At 70.5% G+C, this 21,401-nt stretch carries 18 protein-coding genes; 10 read left to right on the top strand and 8 right to left on the bottom strand.

The genetic code is table 11. The annotated features are described in order from the left end of the window. Positions 1-1,619, top strand: a 1,619-nt coding sequence (locus D7W81_RS26195) for a S8 family peptidase (protein ID WP_244227438.1), incomplete at its 5' end; no start/stop codon positions are given. Here D7W81_RS26195 and D7W81_RS26190 read toward each other — a convergent pair. After that, positions 1,616-3,544, bottom strand: a complete 1,929-nt coding sequence (locus D7W81_RS26190; protein ID WP_244227437.1) for a RecQ family ATP-dependent DNA helicase — start codon at positions 3,542-3,544, stop codon at positions 1,616-1,618. The two genes, D7W81_RS26195 and D7W81_RS26190, sit on opposite strands and share 4 nt — an antisense overlap. Positions 3,545-3,779: 235 nt before the next feature. Between D7W81_RS26190 and D7W81_RS26185 the strand changes: the two genes are divergently transcribed. From D7W81_RS26185 to D7W81_RS26160, 6 genes are all read left to right on the top strand, one after another. Further along, entirely contained in the window at positions 3,780-5,147 is a 1,368-nt protein-coding gene (locus D7W81_RS26185) for an asparagine synthase-related protein (protein WP_158621689.1), read from the top strand. Continuing rightward, entirely contained in the window at positions 5,148-6,341 is a 1,194-nt protein-coding gene (locus tag D7W81_RS26180) for a glycosyltransferase (protein ID WP_120558119.1), read from the top strand. After that, the gene (locus D7W81_RS26175) at positions 6,338-7,195 is read left to right on the top strand and encodes an ROK family protein (RefSeq protein WP_167508101.1); all 858 of its coding nucleotides are present in this window, start codon (positions 6,338-6,340) and stop codon (positions 7,193-7,195) included. The genes D7W81_RS26180 and D7W81_RS26175 overlap by 4 nt, the downstream gene beginning before the upstream one ends. A gap of 24 nt (positions 7,196-7,219) precedes the next feature. Beyond that, positions 7,220-8,149 carry an HNH endonuclease gene (locus tag D7W81_RS26170; RefSeq protein WP_120558118.1) on the top strand — a complete coding sequence of 310 codons (930 nt, stop codon included), beginning with the start codon at positions 7,220-7,222 and terminating at the stop codon, positions 8,147-8,149. A 117-nt stretch (positions 8,150-8,266) separates the two neighbouring features. After that, entirely contained in the window at positions 8,267-9,157 is an 891-nt protein-coding gene (locus D7W81_RS26165) for a S1C family serine protease (protein ID WP_120558117.1), read from the top strand. Between the two features lie 12 nt (positions 9,158-9,169). Then, the gene (locus tag D7W81_RS26160) at positions 9,170-10,084 is read left to right on the top strand and encodes a S1C family serine protease (RefSeq protein WP_120558116.1); all 915 of its coding nucleotides are present in this window, start codon (positions 9,170-9,172) and stop codon (positions 10,082-10,084) included. Between the two features lie 15 nt (positions 10,085-10,099). Here D7W81_RS26160 and D7W81_RS26155 read toward each other — a convergent pair whose 3' ends face one another. Continuing rightward, entirely contained in the window at positions 10,100-10,714 is a 615-nt protein-coding gene (locus tag D7W81_RS26155) for a DUF6992 family protein (RefSeq protein WP_120558115.1), read from the bottom strand. A gap of 240 nt (positions 10,715-10,954) precedes the next feature. Beyond that, a complete protein-coding gene (locus D7W81_RS26150; protein WP_120558114.1) occupies positions 10,955-11,191 on the bottom strand; it encodes a hypothetical protein in 237 nt (78 codons plus the stop codon). Between the two features lie 160 nt (positions 11,192-11,351). Here D7W81_RS26150 and D7W81_RS26145 point away from each other — a divergent pair, with 160 nt between their 5' ends. Further along, positions 11,352-12,341, top strand: coding sequence for an oxygenase MpaB family protein (locus D7W81_RS26145; RefSeq protein WP_120558113.1), 990 nt, complete (start codon positions 11,352-11,354; stop codon positions 12,339-12,341). Positions 12,342-12,400: 59 nt separating this feature from the next. On the opposite strand, the gene D7W81_RS26140 is transcribed toward D7W81_RS26145, so the two are convergent. The 4 genes from D7W81_RS26140 to D7W81_RS42830 form a co-directional block, all read right to left on the bottom strand. After that, on the bottom strand, positions 12,401-12,988 hold the full coding sequence (locus tag D7W81_RS26140) for a thioredoxin family protein (RefSeq protein ID WP_120558112.1): 588 nt from the start codon (positions 12,986-12,988) through the stop codon (positions 12,401-12,403). 67 nt (positions 12,989-13,055) lie between these two features. Continuing rightward, positions 13,056-15,392 (bottom strand): protein-disulfide reductase DsbD family protein, encoded by a 2,337-nt coding sequence (locus tag D7W81_RS26135; protein WP_120558111.1) that lies wholly within the window; start codon positions 15,390-15,392, stop codon positions 13,056-13,058. Between the two features lie 165 nt (positions 15,393-15,557). Next, positions 15,558-16,913, bottom strand: a complete 1,356-nt coding sequence (locus tag D7W81_RS26130; protein ID WP_120558110.1) for a vWA domain-containing protein — start codon at positions 16,911-16,913, stop codon at positions 15,558-15,560. A 493-nt stretch (positions 16,914-17,406) separates the two neighbouring features. Continuing rightward, the gene (locus tag D7W81_RS42830; RefSeq protein WP_167508100.1) at positions 17,407-17,568 is read right to left on the bottom strand and encodes a hypothetical protein; all 162 of its coding nucleotides are present in this window, start codon (positions 17,566-17,568) and stop codon (positions 17,407-17,409) included. Positions 17,569-18,023: 455 nt separating this feature from the next. On the opposite strand from D7W81_RS42830, the gene D7W81_RS26125 reads away from it, so the two are divergent. After that, positions 18,024-20,234 carry a (Fe-S)-binding protein gene (locus D7W81_RS26125; RefSeq protein ID WP_120558109.1) on the top strand — a complete coding sequence of 737 codons (2,211 nt, stop codon included), beginning with the start codon at positions 18,024-18,026 and terminating at the stop codon, positions 20,232-20,234. 69 nt (positions 20,235-20,303) lie between these two features. Here D7W81_RS26125 and D7W81_RS26120 read toward each other — a convergent pair whose 3' ends face one another. Next, a complete protein-coding gene (locus D7W81_RS26120; RefSeq protein ID WP_120558108.1) occupies positions 20,304-20,804 on the bottom strand; it encodes an ankyrin repeat domain-containing protein in 501 nt (166 codons plus the stop codon). Between the two features lie 157 nt (positions 20,805-20,961). On the opposite strand from D7W81_RS26120, the gene D7W81_RS26115 reads away from it, so the two are divergent. Beyond that, the coding region (locus tag D7W81_RS26115; RefSeq protein WP_120558107.1) for a DUF7489 domain-containing protein at positions 20,962-21,401 on the top strand (440 nt) is incomplete at its 3' end.

Here is a 21,401-nt window from a genome sequence, read left to right as displayed (position 1 = left end):
GTCCTGCCCCCCGGCCCGTCCCCAGAGTCCCCCTCATGGCGTCGCCCGAGCAATTCGAGTCCGCGAGGCTCCGCACCCTCTACGTCCTCCTCCATGAGCGCTTCGACCGGGCCTCCCTGGAGAAGGCCGTGGCCGCGCTCCTGGGGGAGGACCCGTGGATCCTCCGCCCGGTGCCGTATGAACCCACCGGCCGTGCGTTCGACCTGCTCCCACCGGGCACCGTCGAACCGGCACAGGCGTGGGAGCTGACACGCCGCCTCCAGGCGGACCCGTCCGTGGAGGACGCGGATCCGGCGTTCGAGGCGGTCTACGCGGAACCCGGCGCGGCGGCGGATACCGCGACCCCGGATGGCTCCGTGCGCGCCCAGAAGGCTGGGATTGAAGCGTTCAACGAGGACGACTGCGATTGGAGCGTGCGCTTCGTGAAGGCGGACGAAGCGTGGAAGCTGCCCGGGGGCGCCGCGAGCCAGGGCGAGGGCATCCGCATCGGCCATCCGGACAGCGGCTACCTGCCCCACCCCGAGCTGGGACCGAACTTCACGCCAGCGCTGGGCTGGGACTTCATCGAGGATGACCCCACGACGGAGAACCCAGGCGGAGGCCACGGGCTGGGCACCGCGAGCGTCATCTCCAGTCCAGTCAATGGCCCGAGCGTGGGCGGACCCCGGCTGTTCGTGGATGGAATCGCGCCGAAGGCCGAGGTCGTCCCGCTGCGCGTCGCGAAGCCCACGCTCTTCGTCCCCTCGCCCGTCCTGTTCAACGTGGGCGTGGACCGGCTGCGCGACGCCATCGGGTTCGCCATCCAGCGGCGGCTCCACGTCATCAGCATCAGCCTCGGGTGGCTGCCCAACGCGGGGCTGCACCGGGTCATCCAGCAGGCGGTGCGCGAGAACATCATCGTCATCGCCGCCGCGGGCAACTACACGGGCCCCATCGTCGTCTGGCCCGGCGCGTACGACGAGGTCGTCACGATGGCCGCGTGCAACGCGAGCGCGGAGCCCTGGGCCTTCTCTGCCTGGGGCAAGGCGGTGGACGCCACCGGTCCGGGCGAGAAGGTCTGGACGGCGCAGCCCGGCGACAAGGTCGAGCAGAGCAGCGGCACCTCGTTCGCGACGGCCACCGTCGCGGGAGTCGCGGCGCTCTGGCTGGCGCACCACGGCCGGGACCACCTGCTCGCGCGGTACCAGGGAGGAGCAACGCTCGCGCAGGTCTTCCGCCACGTGCTCCGCGCCACCTGTGAGCCATGGCCCCAGAGCCAGCTCGCGTGGGGCGCCGGCCTCGTCAACGCGAAGGCGTGTCTCGAGCAGCCGCTCCCGGACATGCCGGCGCTGGTGTCATCCAGGGCGGCGCTCCGCGAGGAGGCTCCGGACACCGTGACCTCCACCTTCAGCGGCCTTCCGGAAGCCGACGTCCTGAGGAACCTCGCGACCACGCTGGGTGTCGACGAACAGAAGGCCGCGCGGCTCGACACGGCCTACGGACGCGAGCTGAGATTCTGGGCGCTCACCCATCCCCCCTTCCGTCACTCACTGCGGGAAGGCGCCAGCAAGACGTTCAGGGCGCAGGCCCAGTCTCCCCTGCCGCCCTTCTCACCGAGCCTGTTGGCGGCGATCCGCTAGCGAGCCTCACAGAACGCCAGCACCTGGGCGAACGGCCACTCGGCCAGGGTGCCGAAGAGCTTGTGCCCGGTGAGCTTCGCCTTGGAGAGCGCGGGGCTGCTCAAGCCGCAGAGGAAGCGCGCCGCCTGCCTGGGATGTCCCAGCGCCTCCGGGTGCTTCGCGACGAGCGGCCGGAACGTGGCCGCGTCCAATTGTTCGCGCAGGTCCGGCCGGGGGTGCGGCGGCGGCAGCACGCGCGCCACGCCCGTGCGGCAGAAGGTGCAGTGGCCGCACGGGGCCTCGCGCTGCTCACCGAAGTGGGCCACCAGCGCGTTGCTCTGGCAGCCGTCGTGCATGACGAGCCGGAGCACGTCGCGCACCCGCGACACCTCCTGGACCTCTCGCTTCTGGAAGCGCTCCTGCAACAGGGCCACGAGCGCCTGGGTGTCCTCGCGCTCGCGCAGCCGCGTGTAGCGCTGGCGCGGTTCGGACACCTGCACCTCCGCGTAGCCCTGCTCCTGGAAGTAGTCGATGGCCTTCACCACCCGGTCGCGCGGCTGGTCCAGCGCCTTCGCCACTTCCGCGACGTCGAACGTGTACCAGGTGCGGCCCTTCTTCGAGTGTGCGAACAGGTCCTTCACGAAGCGCGCGCGCTCCCCCTGGAACCGGCCGATGAGCGCATCCACCGAGCCCGCCGGCTGCACCTTGTAGCCCGCGTAGAACGGCGTGCCCTGGCGCAGCACGCCCTCCAGCTCCAGGTACGTCAGCGCCGTGCGCAGCACCAGGGGCCGCAGGTCGTGGCGGTTGCCCAGCGCGTACAGGTCCAGGTGCAGCTCGGGGCCCGAGGACAGCAACTCCTTCACCAGCGCCGACAGCGCCTCCGGCAGCGGCGTGTCCCCGAGCGCGAAGTTCTCCAGCGTGGGCACGTCGTCAGGGCACGCGAGCAACTCCACCACGGAGGGCTTGCCGTCACGGCCCGCGCGGCCGATCTCCTGGCTGTAGCTCTCCAGTCCCTTGGGCAGGTTGTAGTGATACACGGCGCGCACGTCCGCCTTGTCGATGCCCATCCCGAACGCGATGGTCGCCACGACGATGCCCTTCGCGGAGTGGGTCCACGCCTCCTGCACCCGCTCACGGTCCTCGGCTTCCAGGCCCGCGTGGTAGGCGTTCGCGGGCAGGCCCTCCGCGCTCAGGAGCGCCGCCACGCGCTCCGCGGTCTTCTGCAGCGTGACGTAGACGATGGTGGAGCCGGGCGGACGCGACTTGAGCCGCTCCACCAGCAGGGCGTCGCGCGCCTCCACCCCCGTGGGCGTCGTCTCCAGCGTGAGGTTGTTCCGGTAGAAGCCGGTGACGACCGCGTGCGACTCCGGGATGCCGAAGCCTTCGCAGATGTCGTGCACCACCTGCGGCGTGGCCGTGGCGGTGAGCGCCAGGATGCGCTCGGCCTGGAGCGTGCGGGCCGCCTGCGCGAGCTTGAGGTAGTCCGGCCGGAAGTTGTGTCCCCACTCGGAGACGCAGTGCGCTTCGTCCACCGCGAAGAGGGAGATTTGCAGCTCGCTCAAGAGCCCCATGAAGCGCTCGTTGTTGAAGCGCTCCGGAGCCACGTAGAGCAGCTTCAGCGTTCCGTCGCGCAGGGACTCCGTCACCTCGCGGGCCTCCTCCAGCGACAGGGACGAGTCCAGCCGCGCGGCGCGGATGCCCTTCCGTTCCAGCGCGTCGATCTGGTCCTTCATCAACGCGATGAGCGGTGACACCACCACCGTGAGCCCTTCGAGCAGCAGCGCGGGGAGCTGGTAGCACAGCGACTTGCCACCGCCCGTGGGGAACACCGCGAGCGCGGAGCCCTGGGGCTTGAGCAGCGCAGTGAGCACCTCGCGCTGCCCTGGCCGGAAGGACTCCAGTCCGAAGCGCTCCCGCAACACGCCATCCACCGCATCCGCCTGCATGTCCCGCCCTTCCCTGTTCGTGTGAAGCGAAGCGTCTGCCCCTGGAGGATAGCTTCTCCCTGATGCGACCGGAGGCAGCCCCTATGATGCCGACCCGATGCCGACCCGGCCCCCCAAAGCGTCACCGCAGGGAAGGACTCCCTCGCGCGGCCTGTCTCCTCGGGCGGTGAGCGACCTGCTGTTCCATGCCCGCGCGTCCAACGCAGGCCCGTGGCCGAAGGCGGAGCCCCTCCGCGTGGCGCTGCCGCGAGTCCTCCGCGAGGCCGAGGCACGGGATGAGGAAGGGCTCGCGGCGTGGCTGCTGACCGCCTGGTCCGACACCGTGCGAGCGCATGTCGAAGCGGGCACGCACGAGGTGAGCCTGAGCGGCGGTGTGGACAGCGCGGCCCTGTGCGCGATGACCGCACGGCATGCACCGGGACAGGTGCGCGCGTGGACGATGGACGTGCACTTCGCGGACGAAGTGGAACGCGGCAACGCGCGCCGGATGGCGAAGGTGACGGGCGCGGAGCTGGTGGACGTGCTCATCCCGGACGCCGTGCTCCCGGACCTGTTCGAGCACGCGGTCCTCGCCAACCAGACGGTCATCCTCAACGCCCGGGCCGTGGCCAGCTACGCGTTCTATCTGGAGGCCCGGCGGCAGGGCGCGGGCCCCGTCCTGCTAAGCGGCGCGGGGGCGGACGAAGTGCTCCAGGGCACTCCCGGCGCGATTCCCTCCGCGAAGGCGCGTGTGGATGAAGACCGGACGCTGGCCATGCGGGCCCTGGGATTCGAGGCCATGGCGCTTGTGGATAACTTGCGGGCGTCGTTCCCGGCCGGCTCGCGCGATCATGAAGGGGCCCCCGGAGCTGCACGGGGGGCTGTGGACAACTCGGGGAGGCCTCGGGATGGGGCGCGGGTGGGCGATCAGGAATCAAAGCCATCCACGACGCCTGAATCAGACCGTTCCGATCAAGCCGTGGGACTTCGTGCTGCCTCCCCACCTGTGGACAACTTGAGGACTGTTTCCGAGGGCGGGAACCGCGATCACGCCTCGCGCGCCCCCCCTGTGGGCAACCTGGGGACCGTGATTGCCTCGCTCGCCGCGCCGTGGGATCTGCCCTCGGACGCCGCGCTCCCGTCCGAGGAGCTGCGGTACGCGAAGTGGGTGCTGACCGAGCTCATCCTTCCGCCCGAGCTGAGGGGTGCCCGGGCCCATGGGCTCACGGTCCGCACACCCTACCTGGATGAAGGCTTCGCGCGGGTGGCCCTGGCCCTGCCGGAGTCCGTGCTGCTGCGGGACGGGTTCGGCAAGTGGCTGTTCCGGCACGCGGTGCGGTCGCTGGTGCCGGACGAGGTCCGCCTCGCGCGCAAGACGCCCCGGTACGGGCACACCGCCCTGTCCAGCCCGGTGCGGGCTCGCTGGCTGGAGCTGTATCGCGACTGGCTCTCTCCCGCGCGCCTGGAATCCCTCCAGGTCATCGACGTGCAAGCGGTGCTGGGATTGCTGACGCGCTATTTCCACATGCCGGCTGACGACGCGCAGGCCGGACCGATGGATCGGTTGTTGATGCGCCTCGTGTCCCTGGCCATGCTCCAGGCCCACACCAAGGCGCTCCCCTGAATGTCCCGAGTCCTCATCGCCACCTCCCCCGAGAAGGGTCACCTCAACCCGATGGTCGGCGTGGCCCAGTGGCTGCGCCGCCTGGGGCACACCGTCGGATGGCTGTGCATTCCTGAACCCGCGCCGCAGCTGGAGTCCCTGGGCGTGGAGGTGCTGCGCCTGCCGCACGCCGAAGCCGCGCCCCCGGGCATCGAGACGGGAGGCGAAGCGCTGGCGAAGCTGGTGCTCGATGACGTGGCGCTGGGGAAGTGGATCCGGGGCCTGCTGCTGGACGCGGCCCCCGCGCTCCTGGAGCCCGTGCGCGAAGTGGTGCGCGCCTTCCGTCCCGACGTGATGGCATTGGACGGAATGCAGTACGCGGCGGTGCTCGCGGCACACACGGAGGGCATCCCGTGGGCGGGGGTGTCCTCCGCGCTGACGCTGCTGGAGCCCCGGCCGGACATCCCGCTGCTGCGCAACGTGCGAGCGCTGAAGGACGACCGGCAGGCCCTGTTCCGCAGCCACGGCTTCGACGCGCGCTTCCGCACGTGCGAATGCCTGTCGCCCCGGCTCAACGTCATCTTCGCCACCGAGTCCTTCCTGGGCCCGGACGCGGGAGTGCCCCCGGACACGCTGCTCGTGGGGCCGTCCATTCCGCCGGAAGCCCGAGGCGACGAGGTGCCCTTCCCCTGGGAACGCCTGGGCGGTAAGCCGGTGCTGTACGTGTCCTTCGGCAGTCAGATTTCGTATCAGCCGGAGCTGTTCCGCCTCATCGCGGAGGCCGCGAAGCCGTTCGGGGTGACGCTGGTGTTGTGCGCGGGAGAGCTGGCGGACACGGACTTCCCGAGCACGCTGCCCGGTGACGTGGTGGCGGTGCGCTACACGCCGCAGCGGCAGGTGCTGGAGCGAGCGGCGGCGTTCGTCTCGCACGGGGGTGCCAACTCCGTGATGGAGGCGATGACAGCGGGCGTGCCGATGCTGCTGCTGCCGGTGTGCAACGATCAGCCCGTGCAGGCGCACTTCCTGGAGAAGGCCGGAGCAGGGCTCGCGAGGGACCCGAGGACCCTCACGGTGGAGTCCTGCCGCGAGGCCATCGCGCAACTGCTCGCGCCCGGATCGAAGCTGCGTGAACGCGTGGCGGAGATCTCCCGCTCCTACCGTGCGCACGATGGTGCGAGGACCGCCGCCGAGCGCATCGCCGGGCTCGTGGCGTGAGCCCCCTGAAGTGGAACCCCCGCAGGCACCGTCCCGAGGGCATCACCCCGCTGGAGGTGTGGAACCTGCCCGTGTTCGGGCGTGAGCTGTGGGAGCTGTTAGGTTCGCCATGGGTGGAGGACGACCGGCGCGCGGGAGTCCCCGGAGCCACGCTCGCGGCCCGCGTGATGCCGCCGCTGGCGGAGGCGCTCTTCCTGCTGGTGAAGCAGCACGCTCCGGATGCGGCGTACCTGAGTGGAGGCCTGGCGGAGCTGGACGGCTTTCCCGCCGCGCTGAGAGAAGCCACGGTGTCGCTGCGCTGCCCGGTGCACATCGCGTTGTCCCCGCGCTTCGCTCCGGTGCGCGCGGGGCTGCGCATGCTGGAAGCCACGGGAGCAAGAAGTCCCCTCTGCGTGGACGTGGGCCAGACGAGCCTCAAGCTCGCACGCCCAGGGGTCACGCGCGTCTTCGAACGGGACCTGGCCACCCTGCCCCCGCTGTTCATCGGGCAGCCGCGTCCCGCGGACGGCCATCACATCCGGGACACGGTGGCGTTCATCGCGGGCGCGCTGCGGACATTCCTCGCGGAGGACGCCAGCGTTCCTCCGGACGCACTGTGTCTGGCATTGCCGTGTCCCCTCGATGAGGACCTGCTGCCCGGAGGCTGCACCTACGGCTTCGAGGGCACGGCCTCCCTGGTCCCGGACATCCTCGCCCACGCGGGCCTGCCGGACACGGGAGGGCCGGTGCTCGTGCTCAACGACGCGGAACTGGCGGCCGAATCCGCACGGCGGGCCCCCCAGGTAAAGGGACACCGCGTGCTGTGCCTGTCCCTGGGCTTCGGCCCGGGAGGCGCCCTGCTCGACCGGGCCTGAGCCTGGTAACCTGGTCGTGGACCCGTGCCCACGCCCTCCGACAACGACCAGGCCATCCGGCTGGCGGCCTTCAATGCCTTGCAGGCGTTGGTGGAGCGGTATGGCGAAGTGCTGCCGTGGGAGCTCATCGCGGAGGGCTTCCAGTTCCATGGCGAGCAGCACCTGTTCGCGAACCGGACACGCGGCATTTTCTGGCCCCGGCAGATGCAGGAGACCGCGCTGTCCATCAAGACCACCGTGCCGCGTGGCTCACGGGTGGCGCGGTATGACGATGACAACATCGCCTCGGACGGAGCCTTCCTCTACAAGTTCCAGGGGACGGATGTAGAGGGCCGCGACAACCGCCGGCTCGTGCGCGCGCAGCAACTGGACGCACCGCTCATCTACTTCTACGGCATCGAGCCCGGCTTCTACCGGCCGCTGTGGCCCGTCTACATCTCCGACGTGGATCTCGCCTCGCACTCCTTCCACGTCATGGTGTCCGAACCCGAAATGGCGAAGCAGCGCTTCGTGGCGGACGCGAAGCTGCTGCCCCTGGAGCGGCGCTACACCACGGTGCAGGCCAAGAAGCGCCTGCATCAGGCCGCCTTCCGGCAGCACGTCCTGCGCGCCTACGAGCACCGCTGCGCCGTCTGCGCCTTCCCTCGCACGGAGCTGCTGGACGGTGCCCACATCCTTCCCGACCGTGACGAGCGAGGGCACGCGGAGGTCTCCAATGGCCTGGCCCTGTGCCGGCTCCACCACGGTGCCTTCGACACGAACCTGATGGGCTTCCGTCCAGACGGCATCATCGAATTGGCGCCGAGCCTGCTCGCCACCCAGGACGGCCCCACGCTGGAGCACGCGCTGAAGGGCTTCGTCGGCAAGGCGCTCCAGTTGCCTCGCGCGAAGGAATTGCGGCCCAAGAAGCTCTATTTGGAAGAGCGCTACGAGCGCTTCCGCAAGGTGGGCTGAAAACCGCCTGCCCGAAGCACCAGGGTCCTGCCCGAATGGGTAGGTCCCCGTCCTGCCCGGTCCGCCGATGTGGCGCGATTTCGAGCCCTTTAGTTTCAGGCTCGAAAGGTACACGCCATGTCCACCGACACCCTCCAGTCCCTCTCGCAGTCCATCTCCACCATCGTCGAGCGCATCGCTCCCTCCCTCGTCCGCGTCGAGGCCCGCCGTCGCCGGGGCGCCAGCGGAGTCATCTGGGATACCGACGGTCACATCCTCACCACCAGCCACGCCGTCGAACACGAGGGCTCCATCCAGGTGGGCCTCGCGGACGGCCGCTCGGTGTCCGCCGAGCTCGTCGGCCGCGACCCGAGCACCGACCTCGCGCTCCTCAAGGCCGACGCCACCGGGCTCACCGCACTGGCCCCCGCGCCGCTCGATGACGTGAAGGTGGGCCACATCGTGCTGGCCATCGGCCGGCCGGGACGCACGGCACGGGCCACGCTGGGCATCGTCAGCGCGTTCGGCGGCGACTGGCGCACGCACGCGGGCGGCCAGGTGGACCGCTACCTGGAGACAGACGCGGACCTGCCCCCCGGATTCTCCGGCGGCGCGCTGGTGGACGCGCAGGGCCGCTTCCTGGGCATCCCCACGGCGGCCTTCTCGCGCACCGCCGCCGTCATCCTCCCCGGAGGCACGCTGACGCGCGTGGCGAACTCGTTGCGCGAGCACGGCGGCATCCGCCGCGGCTACCTGGGCGTGGGCGCCTACCCGGTGCGCCTGTCGCGTGAAATCGAAGGCACGAAGGCGGGGCTCATCCTGCTCTCGGTGGATCCGGAGGGGCCCGCGCAGAAGGCCGGGCTGCTCCAGGGCGACGTGCTGGTGAGCCTGGGCGGCCAGACGCTGCACGGCGTGGAGGACCTGCTGGGATACCTGGGCGACGAGAAGGTGGGCACCTCCATCCAGGCGAAGGTGTTGCGCGCGGGCGAGCTGCGCGAGGTGCCCGTCACCGTGGGCAAGCGTTCTTGAAAGGAGCCGGCCATGAAACTGTTGCAGCAGCTCTCGGATGACCTGGAAGGACTCGTGGCCGGCGCGGCCCCGGCGGTGGTCGGTGTGGAGCACGCACGCGGCCACGGCACCGGCCTGTTCCTCACGCCGGATGGCTACGTGCTCACCAACCGTCACGTGGTGATGCGCACGCCGAAGCGCCTCACCGTGCAGCTTCACAACGGCGAGGAACGCCGGGCCACGCTGGTGGGCGCGGACGCTCCCACGGACCTCGCCGTGGTGCGCGCGGAGGGAGATGGCTTCCCCACGCTGCCGCTCGCGGATCCGGAGACGGTGCGCGTGGGGCAGCTGGTGATGGCCATCGGCAATCCCTTCCGTCTGGAGCAGTCGGTGTCGCTGGGCGTGGTGAGCGCCATCAACCGCTCCATCACCCTGCCCGATGGCGTCATCCTGGAGGGGATGCTCCAGACGGACGCGGCCATCAACCCGGGCAACTCCGGCGGGCCGTTGCTGGACACGCGAGGGCGCGTGGTGGGGCTCAACACGCTGGTGCTGCCGTTCGCACAGGGCATCGGCTTCGCGGTGAGCGCCACCACGGCGGCTTGGGTCGCCAGCCTGCTCATCCAGCGCGGCCGGGTGGACCGGAAGTTCCTGGGCATCGCCGCCACGGCGGTGAACCTGGAGCCCGCGCTCGCGAAGGACACCGGCCAGCCACGTGCCGTGCGAGTGCTGAAGGTGCAGGAAGGCACGCCCGCCGACGACGCCGGGCTTCAGCCGGACGACCTGTTGCTCGGCATCAACAGCCGCCCGGTCAGCAGCGTGGACGACCTGCAGCGGCTGATGGCGCTCGCCAACGAGGATGAGGTGCACCTAGACGTGCTGCGCAAGGGCCGCCGCAAGGACGTCTCCGCCCGGGCCCGTCACCGCCGTGAGCCGGTGGCGGCCTGAGCCTGACGGGGAGGCTCACGGCCACGTCAGCATCAAGCCCACCCCATCCGGCGCGGGCACCAGCCGCGCCGTAAGCTGCCCGTTCAGCCTCGCGTTGAGGAACGTCAGCACACCGTCGAACACGAGCAGGAACGCGCCCTGCATGAGCACGCTCTTGCCCCAGCCCCGCAGGCGCTCCGAGTCCTTGCGCAGCCCGCGCTCCCACAGGAGGCCGCCGAAGGCGATGTAGCCCACGTCCAGGCCCGCGTTGAGGAGCAGCAGCTTCTCCATGCGCTGCCCTTCGGACAGGCTGCGCGCCAGGTCCCACGTCGCCGGGTCCGCCGTCGCCTGCCCGTGGTAGCCGAGCCCCGCGATGACGAGGTTCACCACGTTCCAGGCCGCGTTCGCCTGGAAGAAGGCTCGCGTCTCGCCCTCACTCGCGAAGTGCCCTGCGACGCCCGTGCCAATGTTCAGCACCGCCCAGCCGAACAGGATGCCCATCGCGGTCTGGTTCACGCGCACCGCTTCCGCGTTGTGCTCCGCGAGCCACGCCCGCCCATCCGGGGCAGGCGCCTCCTGCGCCACCCCTGGCATCGCGAGGAACAGCAGCACCAGGACACAGCAGGAACGCACGAGGCGGGCGGAGGCCATGGGGGCACTCTAAGCCCTCGGATGGCCATGCCCCCTCCGGCCGGACGGGAGCCCAACTGGTCCGACTGTCGGACCAGTTCGCGCGGTCCGCCGCGAACAGGGGACTCAACTGGTCCGACTGTCGGACCAGTTCGCCGGTCCTCCGCGGACGGAGGGTCCCCACAGGATTCTCTCCTTCTCATCCTTGGGGAGCCGACCCCTGGCGTCTCGCCCGCCCCGTCCGCCGTGCAACGGGCTGCGCTACCGGTCGCCGTCGTCGCTGAGTGGCGGCGCTTCCCTCGCGGGCTCCGTGCCCTTCTGCGCGCCGTAGCCGCCAATGCCCTTCTGGAGGATGCGGTCCTCGCCCACGTCTTCGTCCGTCACATCGCCCCGCTCGGTGCCGGGACGTTGGTGCCGGGCTTCACGCTCCAATTCCTCCGCGCTGTGTGTGTCCGTGCGCTCGGGCCCCTTCACCGGCGGCCCCTTGTTGCTGGCCATGGTCGCGTCTCCTCTCTGGATGTCCTGCCCTCCAGGACAAGGTCCGGCGCGTCTCCGCCCCCGACAAGGCCACTCCGCCTACCGGCCCGCCAGGGCCACGGCGCGCCGTCACGGCCCGGGCTAGCATCGCTCGCCGTCTCGCCGCACGGAGCTTCCCGCCATGACCGATCCGGCCGCCCACGCCCGTCCCTCAGAGGATGCCGTCCCCAAGGGCTGCCCCTTCGCGGCCGGCGGGAAGCGACCCGGCACCCAGGTGCCCGGCCCCGTCTACCGCAAGCCCTTCTGGCGAGCGCGCCTGCCAGAAGTACGCCGCGAGATCGCCTCCCTGGACGCACGGCGAGACTGTCAGCGCATCGTGCACCTGCTGACCAACTACGAATTCCCGTTCGACATGGTGCGGTCCACGGAGATCGCCCTCTTCCACACGTACGGCAGCCGCTCCGTTTCGCGCCTGCTGGACCGCACGGGTGAATTCAACAAGCGCGGCCAGAAGCGCTACGACGACACACGACTGCTCATCGCGCGGTTCATGCAGTGCGGCTGGGACGTGGAGGCCGGACGCCAGTCCCTGGAGCAGATGAATCACATCCACTCCTTCTTCCGCATCCCGAACGAGGACTTCCTCTTCGTGCTGTGGACGTTCATCGACTTCCCCATGCAGTGGATGGAGGACTACGGCTGGCGCCCCTTCACCGCGCACGAGCGCGAGGCCTGGTTCCATTACTGGTGCGAAATCGGCCGTCGCATGAACATCCAGGACATCCCCGAGGACAAGGCCGCCTACGACGCCTTCATCCGCGACTACGAAGCGCGCGAGTTCGTCCCCGATGCCGCCAGCCACCGCGTGGCCCGGTCCACCGTGGACATCCTCGCGGGCTGGGTGCCACGCCCGCTGCGCCCACTGGTGGCCCCCATCAGCTTGAGCCTGGTGCCCCCGCGCCTGCTGCCCGCCATCCAGTTCGAATCTCCACCCGCCTGGGTGGGCGGCCTGGTCCGGGGCGCGCTCAAGCTGCGCAAGCACGTCAAACGCCACGTCTCCCTGGAGCGCTACCCGTCGACCCTGGAGACGACGCGCAACCGAACCTATCCCGGCAACGCCTACCGCATCGAAGGCCTGGGCCCGGACTACGCCCACCGCGACGCGGAATGAAGAAGGCCCGCGTCCCTTCACAGGGACACGGGCCTTTGAGCTTCACGACGAACCGGGGCTCAGCTCTTGTACTTCACGGAGCAGCCATAGGGCTCGGAGGTCGCGGTGGGGACCTGCTTGCCGTTGAGGAGCGCGTCCACCGCCGTCTGCACGTAGTTCACCTTCGCGGTGTTCTTGCCGCGCGGGTCGTCGTCAATGGCGCCGGCGTAGCGGACCACGCCCTGACCGTCGATGACGTACATGTGCGGCGTCGTCTTCGCCGCGTAGGTCTTGCCCACCTTGCCGTCCGTGTCGAGCAGCACCGGCTGGCTGAAGCCCTCCTTCTTCTTCCACTCCGCCGCCGTCTTCGCGTCGTGCGTGGCGGACGAGTCCACCGTCAGCCACACCACCTTCTTCGCGTCGAAGCCCTTCTGCGTGGTCTGCATCGTCTTGGCGTCGTAGTGCCGCTTCACGAACGGGCACTCCGGGTTCGTCCACTCCAGCACCACGACCTTGCCCTTGTACTCGGACAGCGAGTGGGCCTTGCCCGCCTCGTCCTTCAGCGTGAACGCCGGAGCGGGCTTGCCCACCTCCGCGCTGTCAGCCGCGAAGACGGGAGCGGAAACGAAAGCCGCAGTGAGAGCGAGAGCCTTGAAGACCTGCTTCATGACGGAACCTCCAGTGAATTGAACGCCGCGAACGAATGAACAACACAACCCGGACTTCAATCCCAGCTCAAGGCCGGGCACATACCACCGAGCCACCCTTCAACGGCGACCCGCACTCCGCCGCGCGCCGCACCGCCTGGATGACGCTGTCCGCGGTGAGCAGCTCGTTGAGGACCTCCGGCTTGTCCGGCTGGCCCGGGCTCAACACCAGGTACATGGGCACGCCCGCGCGGCCATGCTCCGCCAGCTTCGTGGTGATGCGCGCGTCCCGCCGCGTCCAGTCCGCCACGAAGAAGGCCACGTTGTGCTTCAGGAACGCCTGCCGCACGTCGTCGCGCGACAGCACGGTGCGCTCGTTGAACTTGCACGTGAGGCACCAGTCCGCCGTGAAGTCCACGAACACCGGCTGCCCCGCCGCCAGCGCCGCCGTCACCGCCGCCTCGTCCCACGGCTGAGCGCCGCCATGTGACGCCGCCACCGCGCCGCGCGTCTCCAGGGACGCCTGCGCCTCCTCGAAGCGCAGCGCCACCACGCCGGACCCCACCAGCACGAGCACCGCCAGCGCCAGCGTCACGCTCCGGCGCCCGCCCTCCAGCCCCTGCGACTGGCCGTACAGCCACGTGACCAGGCCCACCGCGATGAGGAACGCCAGCAGCCGCGCCATGCCATCCACGCCGGCCAGCCCGCCCATCACCCACACCAGCCACACCGTGGTGCCCAGGAGCGCGAAGCCCAGGAACTGCTTGCCGCGCTCCATCCACATGCCCGGCTTGGGCAGCCGCTTCGCCAGCCCCGGCACCAGCACCAGCACGCAGAAGGGCAGCGCCAGACCCAATCCCAGCGCCACGAACACCGCCACCACCGTGGCCGGGCCCGCCGCGAACGCGAAGCCCACCGCCGTGCCCAACAGCGGCGCCGAACACGGCGTCGCCAGCACCACCGCGAGCACGCCTTCACCCGCGCTGCGCATCAGGCCGTGGCTCTGGTCCACCTTGCCCGCCAGCGCCGTGCCGTCCGCGCCCAGCGTGTAGACGCCGAAGAGGTTGAGCGCGAACGCCACCAGCACCGCGCTCACCCCCGCCACGAAGAGTGGCTCCTGGAACTGGAAGCCCCAGCCCACGCTGGCGCCACCCGCGCGCACCGCCAGCACCGCGCCCGCGAGCAGCAGCATCGTCGCCAGGATGCCGCCCGCGTACGCCGCCGCGTGCGGTGCCACCTTGCCCTTCTCCTCCTGCACCATCCGCGTGAAGCCGTACGCCTTGAGGGCCAGCACCGGGAACACGCACGGCATCAGGTTGAGCAGCGCGCCACCCAGGAACGCGAACAGGAGCGCGACCCCCAGGCCCAGGGGCGACTCGCCGGACCCAGGCGAGGCCACCGGCGCCGCCGCCTCCGCGGGCTTCACCTTGCCCACCGCGTCCTTCACCGACGGAACCTTCAGCGGGTCCGCTGCCGGAGCCGCGGCCCCGGCCGCCGCCACCACCGGCGCGAGCGCCGTGTCCACGTCCACCGCCGTGAAGCCCGTGGCCTTCGTGCCCAGGCGCAGCGCGCCCGTGAGCCGGGGCTCGCCCTTGGGCGCCACCGACGACGCCTGGCCCTCCAGCGCGAACGTCCCCGGCCCCTTCCGCTTCAGCGTCACGGTGTCCACGCCCGCGATGCGGCCGGGCACGAAGAAGTCATCCTCCACGCTGCCCGCGTACGGCTTGCCATCCGCCGTTGTCACAGTGAGCGTGCCGGTGAACGGCTTGCCCGCGGTCAGCGACGTGCCATCCAGCGCCAGGGCCACGCGCGGCGCGCCCTCCGCGCCGGCAGGCGCCGGCACCTGGGCCTGGGAGGCGTCGAACAGGGGCGCGAACTCCGGGTCCAGCACCGTCTCCGGCCCCACCGGCAGCGTGCGCGTCAGCACCAGCTGCGCGGGGATGCAGTGCACCTTGCACACGAGCGCGTCCACCGCCGCCGCCACGTTCAGCGTGCCCGTGGCCTTCTCGGACACGTGCGCGGGCGCGAAGAGCAGCACCTCGTCGTGGTAGCCGTGCGTGGTGATGAAGCCGTCCGGCGTGCGGAACGTGCTGGGGAAGGGCCAGCGCAAGTCCCCCACCGTGACGCCCGGCACGTCCCACGACACGTCCGTGGCCAGGCCGGAGTCACCCGGGTTCTTCCAGTAGACGTGCCACTCCGGGTCCAGCTTGAGGCGCACGCCCACGCGGAAGTCGCCGCCCGCCTTCACCTGCGTGGCGTCCAGGAGCAGCGCGCCCTCCAGGCGCGGGTCGCCCTCGTCCGGCGCGGTGCTGCCCACCGCGGTGGACGGCAGCGCGGCCTGGGCCATCGTCGCCAAGAGCAACGCGCCCACCGCGCCCAGCCCACCGAGCCGGATTCCAGACCTCTTGCTCCACGGATGCGTCATGCGACTCCCGTTAATCCACCTGGAAACGCCGTGCTACCTGGGATGCGTCCCCACAGGGTGCACTCAACCTTCCGGGCAGCCGGGCATTCCGCACGCCCGCACGCCCGGCGTCAGGGGCCATCCCGGACCCCGCGCCATTCCCGTACGGTCAATGACTCCAGGCGGTTACGACGAGGACTCGCCGCCGCCCGTCTTCCAGGGCAGCAGCGCCGCGCCATCCAGGGTCACGGCCTTCGGCGGGCCGCCATTCGCCACGGCGGGCAGGGCCGCACGGGCCGGAGGTGGGCCCCCCTGGACCGCGGCCGGGAACGCGGGCCCGATGCGGCTCATGGTGATGCGCGACACCTCCGACTGCGCCCGGCGCACCCCCAGCGCGGACGGCTGGGCCGCCCGGCGCTCCACCGCCCGGCGCAGGTCCGCCAGCCGGTCCACGTGCCGCTGCGCGGGGACCTCCGCGGAGCCCAGGCGGGCCAGCTTGTAGAGCCCCTTGTCCGCGCCCTCGAGCGCCCGCTCGGCCGCGTCCTGCTGACGGCGGGAGAGCGCCTTCCAGGCGGCGGCTTCGAAGGAGACCAGGTCCAGCTCCGCGGACACCGCGCGCACGAAGCGGCCCTCGTCGCTGTCCGGCAACAGGCGCGTCACCGGGACGGAGATGCGCCGGGTGTCGCCGTTCTCCGTGTACGAGGCGGTGACGGTGAGGTTCCAGTCGCCCTTCTCCAGCACGCCCATGAAGAGGACGCGGCGCGGGAACGCGTGCGAGACGGCCCCCAGCGAGGCGCTCATCGCGTCCCCCTCCACGCGGGACGGGTAGCGGTGGCGGCAGCGCAGGTCCGCGAAGCCCGTGGGCAGCACGTACACGCGCGCGTCCGCCACCACCTCGCCGAACAGCTCCGCGCCCAGCGCGCCCACCGCCAGGGGCAGCCCCTCCGCGTCGTCCACGTGCGTGAAGCCCGTGCCGGACGGGCCGGTGAGGGCCTCCAGGATTTCCGGCAGGTAGTGCCGCCCCAGTCCCAGCGCGTGCAGCGCCACGCCGGAGTCGTGCACCCGCTGCCCCAGCACCTTGAACTCGCCCAGCGCGGTGGGGCCCACGGAGGGCTCGCCGTCGGTGAGCATGAGCAGCTGCGGCCGGGCGCCCGGCACCAGCACGCGCCGCACGGCCTCCGCGCCCTGCTCCACGGCCTCGTGCAGCGCGGTGCCCTCGCCGGACTCCAGGCGGGACAGCGTCTTCAGGAAGGCCGCCTTCGCGCCCGGCTCCATGGCGCGCACGGGCAGCACCTGCTCCGCGTCCGCGTCGAAGGTGAGCAGGCCCACGTAGTCCTTGGGCCCCGCACGCTCCACCAGCGCTCGCGCCGCCTCCACCGCCGCCGCCAGCGGCGCGCCCCGCATGGACGCGCTGCGGTCGATGACCAGGTTCACCGCCACCGGGGCCCGAGGCGTCTCCGCTTCGGCCTCCAGGGTCACCAGCAGCAGCACTTCGCGGCCGCCTTCCGCGTCGCGCTCCACTGCCCAGGCCGTCTGCTTCATCCGCACTCCCGCATGGTGGGTGGCCCCATCCCGCTCTCTGCCGCATTTCGTCGCGACGCCCCCCTGGCCCCGGACGCCCCTGCGCTGGCCCGCGTCCGCCCGGAAGTCCTGTCGCTGTTCCCGGCAGGATGTCGGGTTTCCGGTCGTGAAAGCAACGTGTCCGGCCTGACCGTCCCGGCGCCCCGCGCCGCGCGACGACGCCGGCGATCACCCCGCGCAAAGGCCCCACGCGGCGGGCCTCGGGACGCCCTGCGTCACCCACAGACACCCGCGTTTCGGCAGATTCGTTCAGCCCTTTACGGATTTACTTTTTGACGGTCCAGCACCGGTCATTTCCGGGGACCGCGCTTCGTGGGCTCGACCCGGCCGGGAGGCCTGGGAGCACCGCGTCCAGCGCACCGCATCAGCTTCCAGGAGTGCCAGCCGCGCCCCCGGATGTCGCCGTGTGTCAACAAGGGCCCCCGCGCAGTCCACCGGCCGCGGGGGCTCGGGTTCACTCCGCCACATGCCAGCCGCCCCAGGACTCCTCGTCCAGGTGGCCCCAGCGCCGGTCGTCGGTGGGCTCCACCGGGAGCTTCCGGCCGAACTCGCCTTCCGCAGACAGCTCCAGGTCCTCGCGGCCCTCGTCCAGGTACGTGCTCTCGTCGTGGCTCATGTCCGGCTCCTTGGCGCTCCATTCACGGGGTGTACGGCCTTTGACGGCTCGCCTCCCCTTGGACGCCCTGCGTCGGTCAACCGGGCTCGCCCCATGCGGGCCCGTTTACAAGCTCATCTTGACCGATTTACGAACATGTTGGGAGCCTCCTCCGGATTTGTAAAGCCCTTGGCCCCCCCAAGTTCTCCAAGCGTCCTGAGGGACACGCCCGGCCGCCTGCCGCCCAGCACGCCAGGCGCGGCTGTTTTCCGCACGGAAGGCCTGGGATGGGGGCTAGAAGGGCACCGGCCTAGCCGGCGGTCTGGAAGCAGTGCAGGGACCGCTGCAGGACACGCCTTCCGCAGGGTGCTTGATTCGCGAATCACCCCTGCTAGGGTTGATAACCACTCCCGAATTGCCGCAGCGCAGCAACCCGGCGTTGCCCTCCGTGCGGCCCCAGAGGGTCTCGAGGTTCCATGAACCCCATCATCACCGGCCTGCTGCTGGCAGGCTTCGTCTCCGTCTTCGTCATCACGATGTCCGGCCGCGTGGGCGTGCTGCTCGCGATGAAGAAGGAGAACCGGCTGGACCACATCCCCTACCGCGTGGCGCAGCTGGTGCGCTTCGGGTTGGGCCAGAAGCGCATGGTGGATCCGGAGGAGTTCACGCCGGGCCTGTTCCACATCTTCATCTACGCGGCGTTCATGGTGCTGGCGGTGCGCACCGTCATGCTGTTCGTGATGGGCTTTTCGGCCACCGCGCTGGACGTGCTCACGGACCTCTCCCACCCCGCGTGGGACGCCGCGCCGCCGCTGCTGCTGCTCTACAAGGTCTACCTGCTGGTGAAGGACGTCGTGGCGGCGCTGGCGCTGGCGGGCGTGGCGTACTTCGTCTGGACGCGCTGGAAGGTGAAGCCGGACCGCATGTCCCAGTCCTGGGAGGCCTACCTCATCCTGGGCTTCATCGCGGGCCTGATGATCACCGAGTTCATGTTCGGCGGCAGCCACATGGTGGCCGCGCACGCCGCCGCGCAGCAGGTGCCCATGGGCGCCACGCAGGTGCCGGCGGCGCCGTCCGCGATGGTGTGGTGGGAGCCGGTCACCAGCCTGACGGGCCTGGCCATGATGCCCCTGGGCGCCACGGCGGCGCACGTGCTGGGCGTGGCGGGCTTCTTCATCCACCTGACCATCATCCTGGCGTTCCTGAACTTCCTGCCGCTGGGCAAGCACTTCCACATCATCACGGGCCTGCCCAACGTCTTCTTCCAGCGCACGCACTCCACCGGCAAGCTGCCCACGCCCAACCTGGAGAAGGAGGAGTTCGGCGCCGCCACGGTGAAGGACCTCACCTGGAAGAACGGCCTGGACCTGTACTCGTGTACGGAGTGCGGCCGGTGCCAGACGCACTGTCCCACGTACATCACGGGCAAGCCGCTCACGCACAAGGGCGTGAACCAGGACCTGAAGCACTGGATGTGGGAGAACGAGAAGTGGATAGAGGAGGGCTACGGCCCCCACGGCCTGAAGGAGCCCCTGCCTGAGATTGTCGGCAGCGCGCTGAAGGCGGAGACGGTGTGGGCGTGCACCAGCTGCGGCTGGTGCGAGCAGGCCTGCCCGGTGTTCATCGAGAACGTCCCGCGCCTCATCGACATGCGCCGCTACCAGGTGCAGGTGAAGGCGGAGTTCCCGCCGGAAATCCAGCGCGTGTTCGAGGGCATGGAGCGCCAGGGCAACCCCTGGGGCATCGGCCAGGACCGGCGCGACGAGTGGGCGGAGGACCTGGCGCTGCCCACCTGGGGCGACGGCGGCGAGTACGAGTACCTCTTCTTCGTGGGCTGCGCGGGCAGCTACGACGACAAGCAGAAGAAGGTGAGCCGCGCGCTGGTGAAGATCATGCGCGAGGCGGGCGTGTCCTTCGCGACGCTGTCCAAGCAGGAGATGTGCAACGGCGACTCCGCGCGCCGCATGGGCAACGAGTACCTGTACCAGACGCTGGCCAAGACGAACGTCGAGTCCTGGAACGCGATGGGCGTGAAGGCGGTCATCACGCAGTGCCCGCACTGCTTCAACACCATCAAGAACGAGTACCCGGAGTTCGGCGGCGAGTACCGCGTCATCAACCACACGCAGCTCATCAACGAGCTGCTCAAGGACAAGCGCATCCGGCTGTCCTCGGTGATGAACGCCGGAACGAAGCTCACCTACCACGACCCCTGCTACCTGGGCCGGCACAACGGCGTGTACGACGCGCCCCGTGAAGTGCTCAAGAGCATCCCGGGCCTGGAAGTGGTGGAGATGCAGCGCAGCCAGCGTGAAGGCTTCTGCTGCGGCGCCGGCGGCGGCCGGATGTGGATGGAAGAGCACATCGGCACGCGCATCAACCACAACCGCATGAACGAGGTGGCCCTCACGCTCAAGCACGCGGAGGACCCGACCACGCCGTTCCCCGACGCCGCGGACAAGAAGAAGCCGGGCATGGTGGGCGACTACAAGGAACAGGGTGGCAAGGGCATCGTCGCGGTGGCCTGCCCGTTCTGCTCCACGATGCTCAACGACGCGAAGAACGACACCGGCCGTGAGCAGATCCAGGTGAAGGACATCACGGAGTTGGTCGCGGACTCCATGGAGACGACCAACAAGGGCGGCACCGTGAGCCCCAGCCCCGTGGTGAACGCCAAGCCGGAGTAACGCGGTTCCGGCTGTAACGAGGGCCCGGTGGCTCCCCGGAATGGGAGCGGCCGGGCCCTTCTCTTTTCGCTACTTGCGGCCCTTGAAGGGCCCCTTGGGCGCGTTGCCCTCCGAGCGCAGCACGCGCTCCAGGCGCTTCGTGGCGCCGTCGTCGCCCAGCTTGCCCGCGACGTAGGCGCCCGCGGAGGCGAGCTTGCGGCGGAAGTCGTCGGGAGCGACCTCCGATGCGCGCGAGGGACGGGCGGGAATCTCGTCGATGCCCTGGTTCTTGAGCAGCGTGCGCGCCATGTCCTTCTCGTCGGCGGTGGCGTGCGGGGACAGGAGCGCGCAGACGGAGACGTGGCCGTAGGCGGCGGCGGCGACGAAGGGCGTCTCGCCCACGCCATCCGGCAGCGTGGGGTCCGCGCCGGCTTCCAGCAGCGCGCGCACCAGGTCCTCCTGGCCCGAGCGCGCGGCGGCCATCAGCGGGGTGCGGCCTTCGGCGTCGAAGGGGTTGGGGTCCGCGCCCGCGTCGAGCTGGGCGCAAAGGGCGGCGCGGTCACCCGCGGCGACGGCATCGAACAGGGACACGGTGCGGACCTCCGGCAAGGACGCGCGGGAGCATGGCGGTTCGGCGGACGCGATGCCAGGGCGGGGCCCCACGCGCTGGCTCTACGGCGGGACGCGGAGGGCATTGCCGTTTCGCGTCGCCGGGTGCCCGCTTAGAGGGGGGGGCAGGAGGCATGGCGTGGCCCTCTTCGCGGCGCGGGTGCTGGGAGCGACGTTCGTGGTGCTGGGGGTGTCCCTGCTGGTGCTGACCTGGGGGTCATACCGGCGGGACATGGCGCTCCTGGGCGAGGGGCTGCACGCGGAGGGGACGGTGGTGAAGAAGGAGTTCTTCGCCGCCTCGGACGACAGCGACTACATCCTCGTCTACGCCTTCACGCCGGAGGGCGGCACGCGCCAGGAGCACCGGCGGCACATCTCCTCGGAGCTGTGGAAGCGGCTGCGCGTAGGGGACCGCATCCAGGTGCAATACGGCCAGGGCGACCCGCGCCGCAGCTTCCCGGAGGGCCACGGGGTGATGTCGCTGGGGCTCGCGCTCTTCTTCAGCTTCGTGCTGGTGGGCCTCACCCTCATCGGCGGGGTGGCGCTCTTCGGGAGGGCGGTGCCGGAAGCCCCCCAGGT

Origin of the sequence: Corallococcus aberystwythensis (assembly GCF_003612165.1) — a bacterium.
In the GTDB taxonomy this organism is placed as follows: domain Bacteria; phylum Myxococcota; class Myxococcia; order Myxococcales; family Myxococcaceae; genus Corallococcus; species Corallococcus aberystwythensis.
Note: the sequence above shows the minus strand (reverse complement) of the source record. Positions and strands in the feature narration are given on the sequence as shown.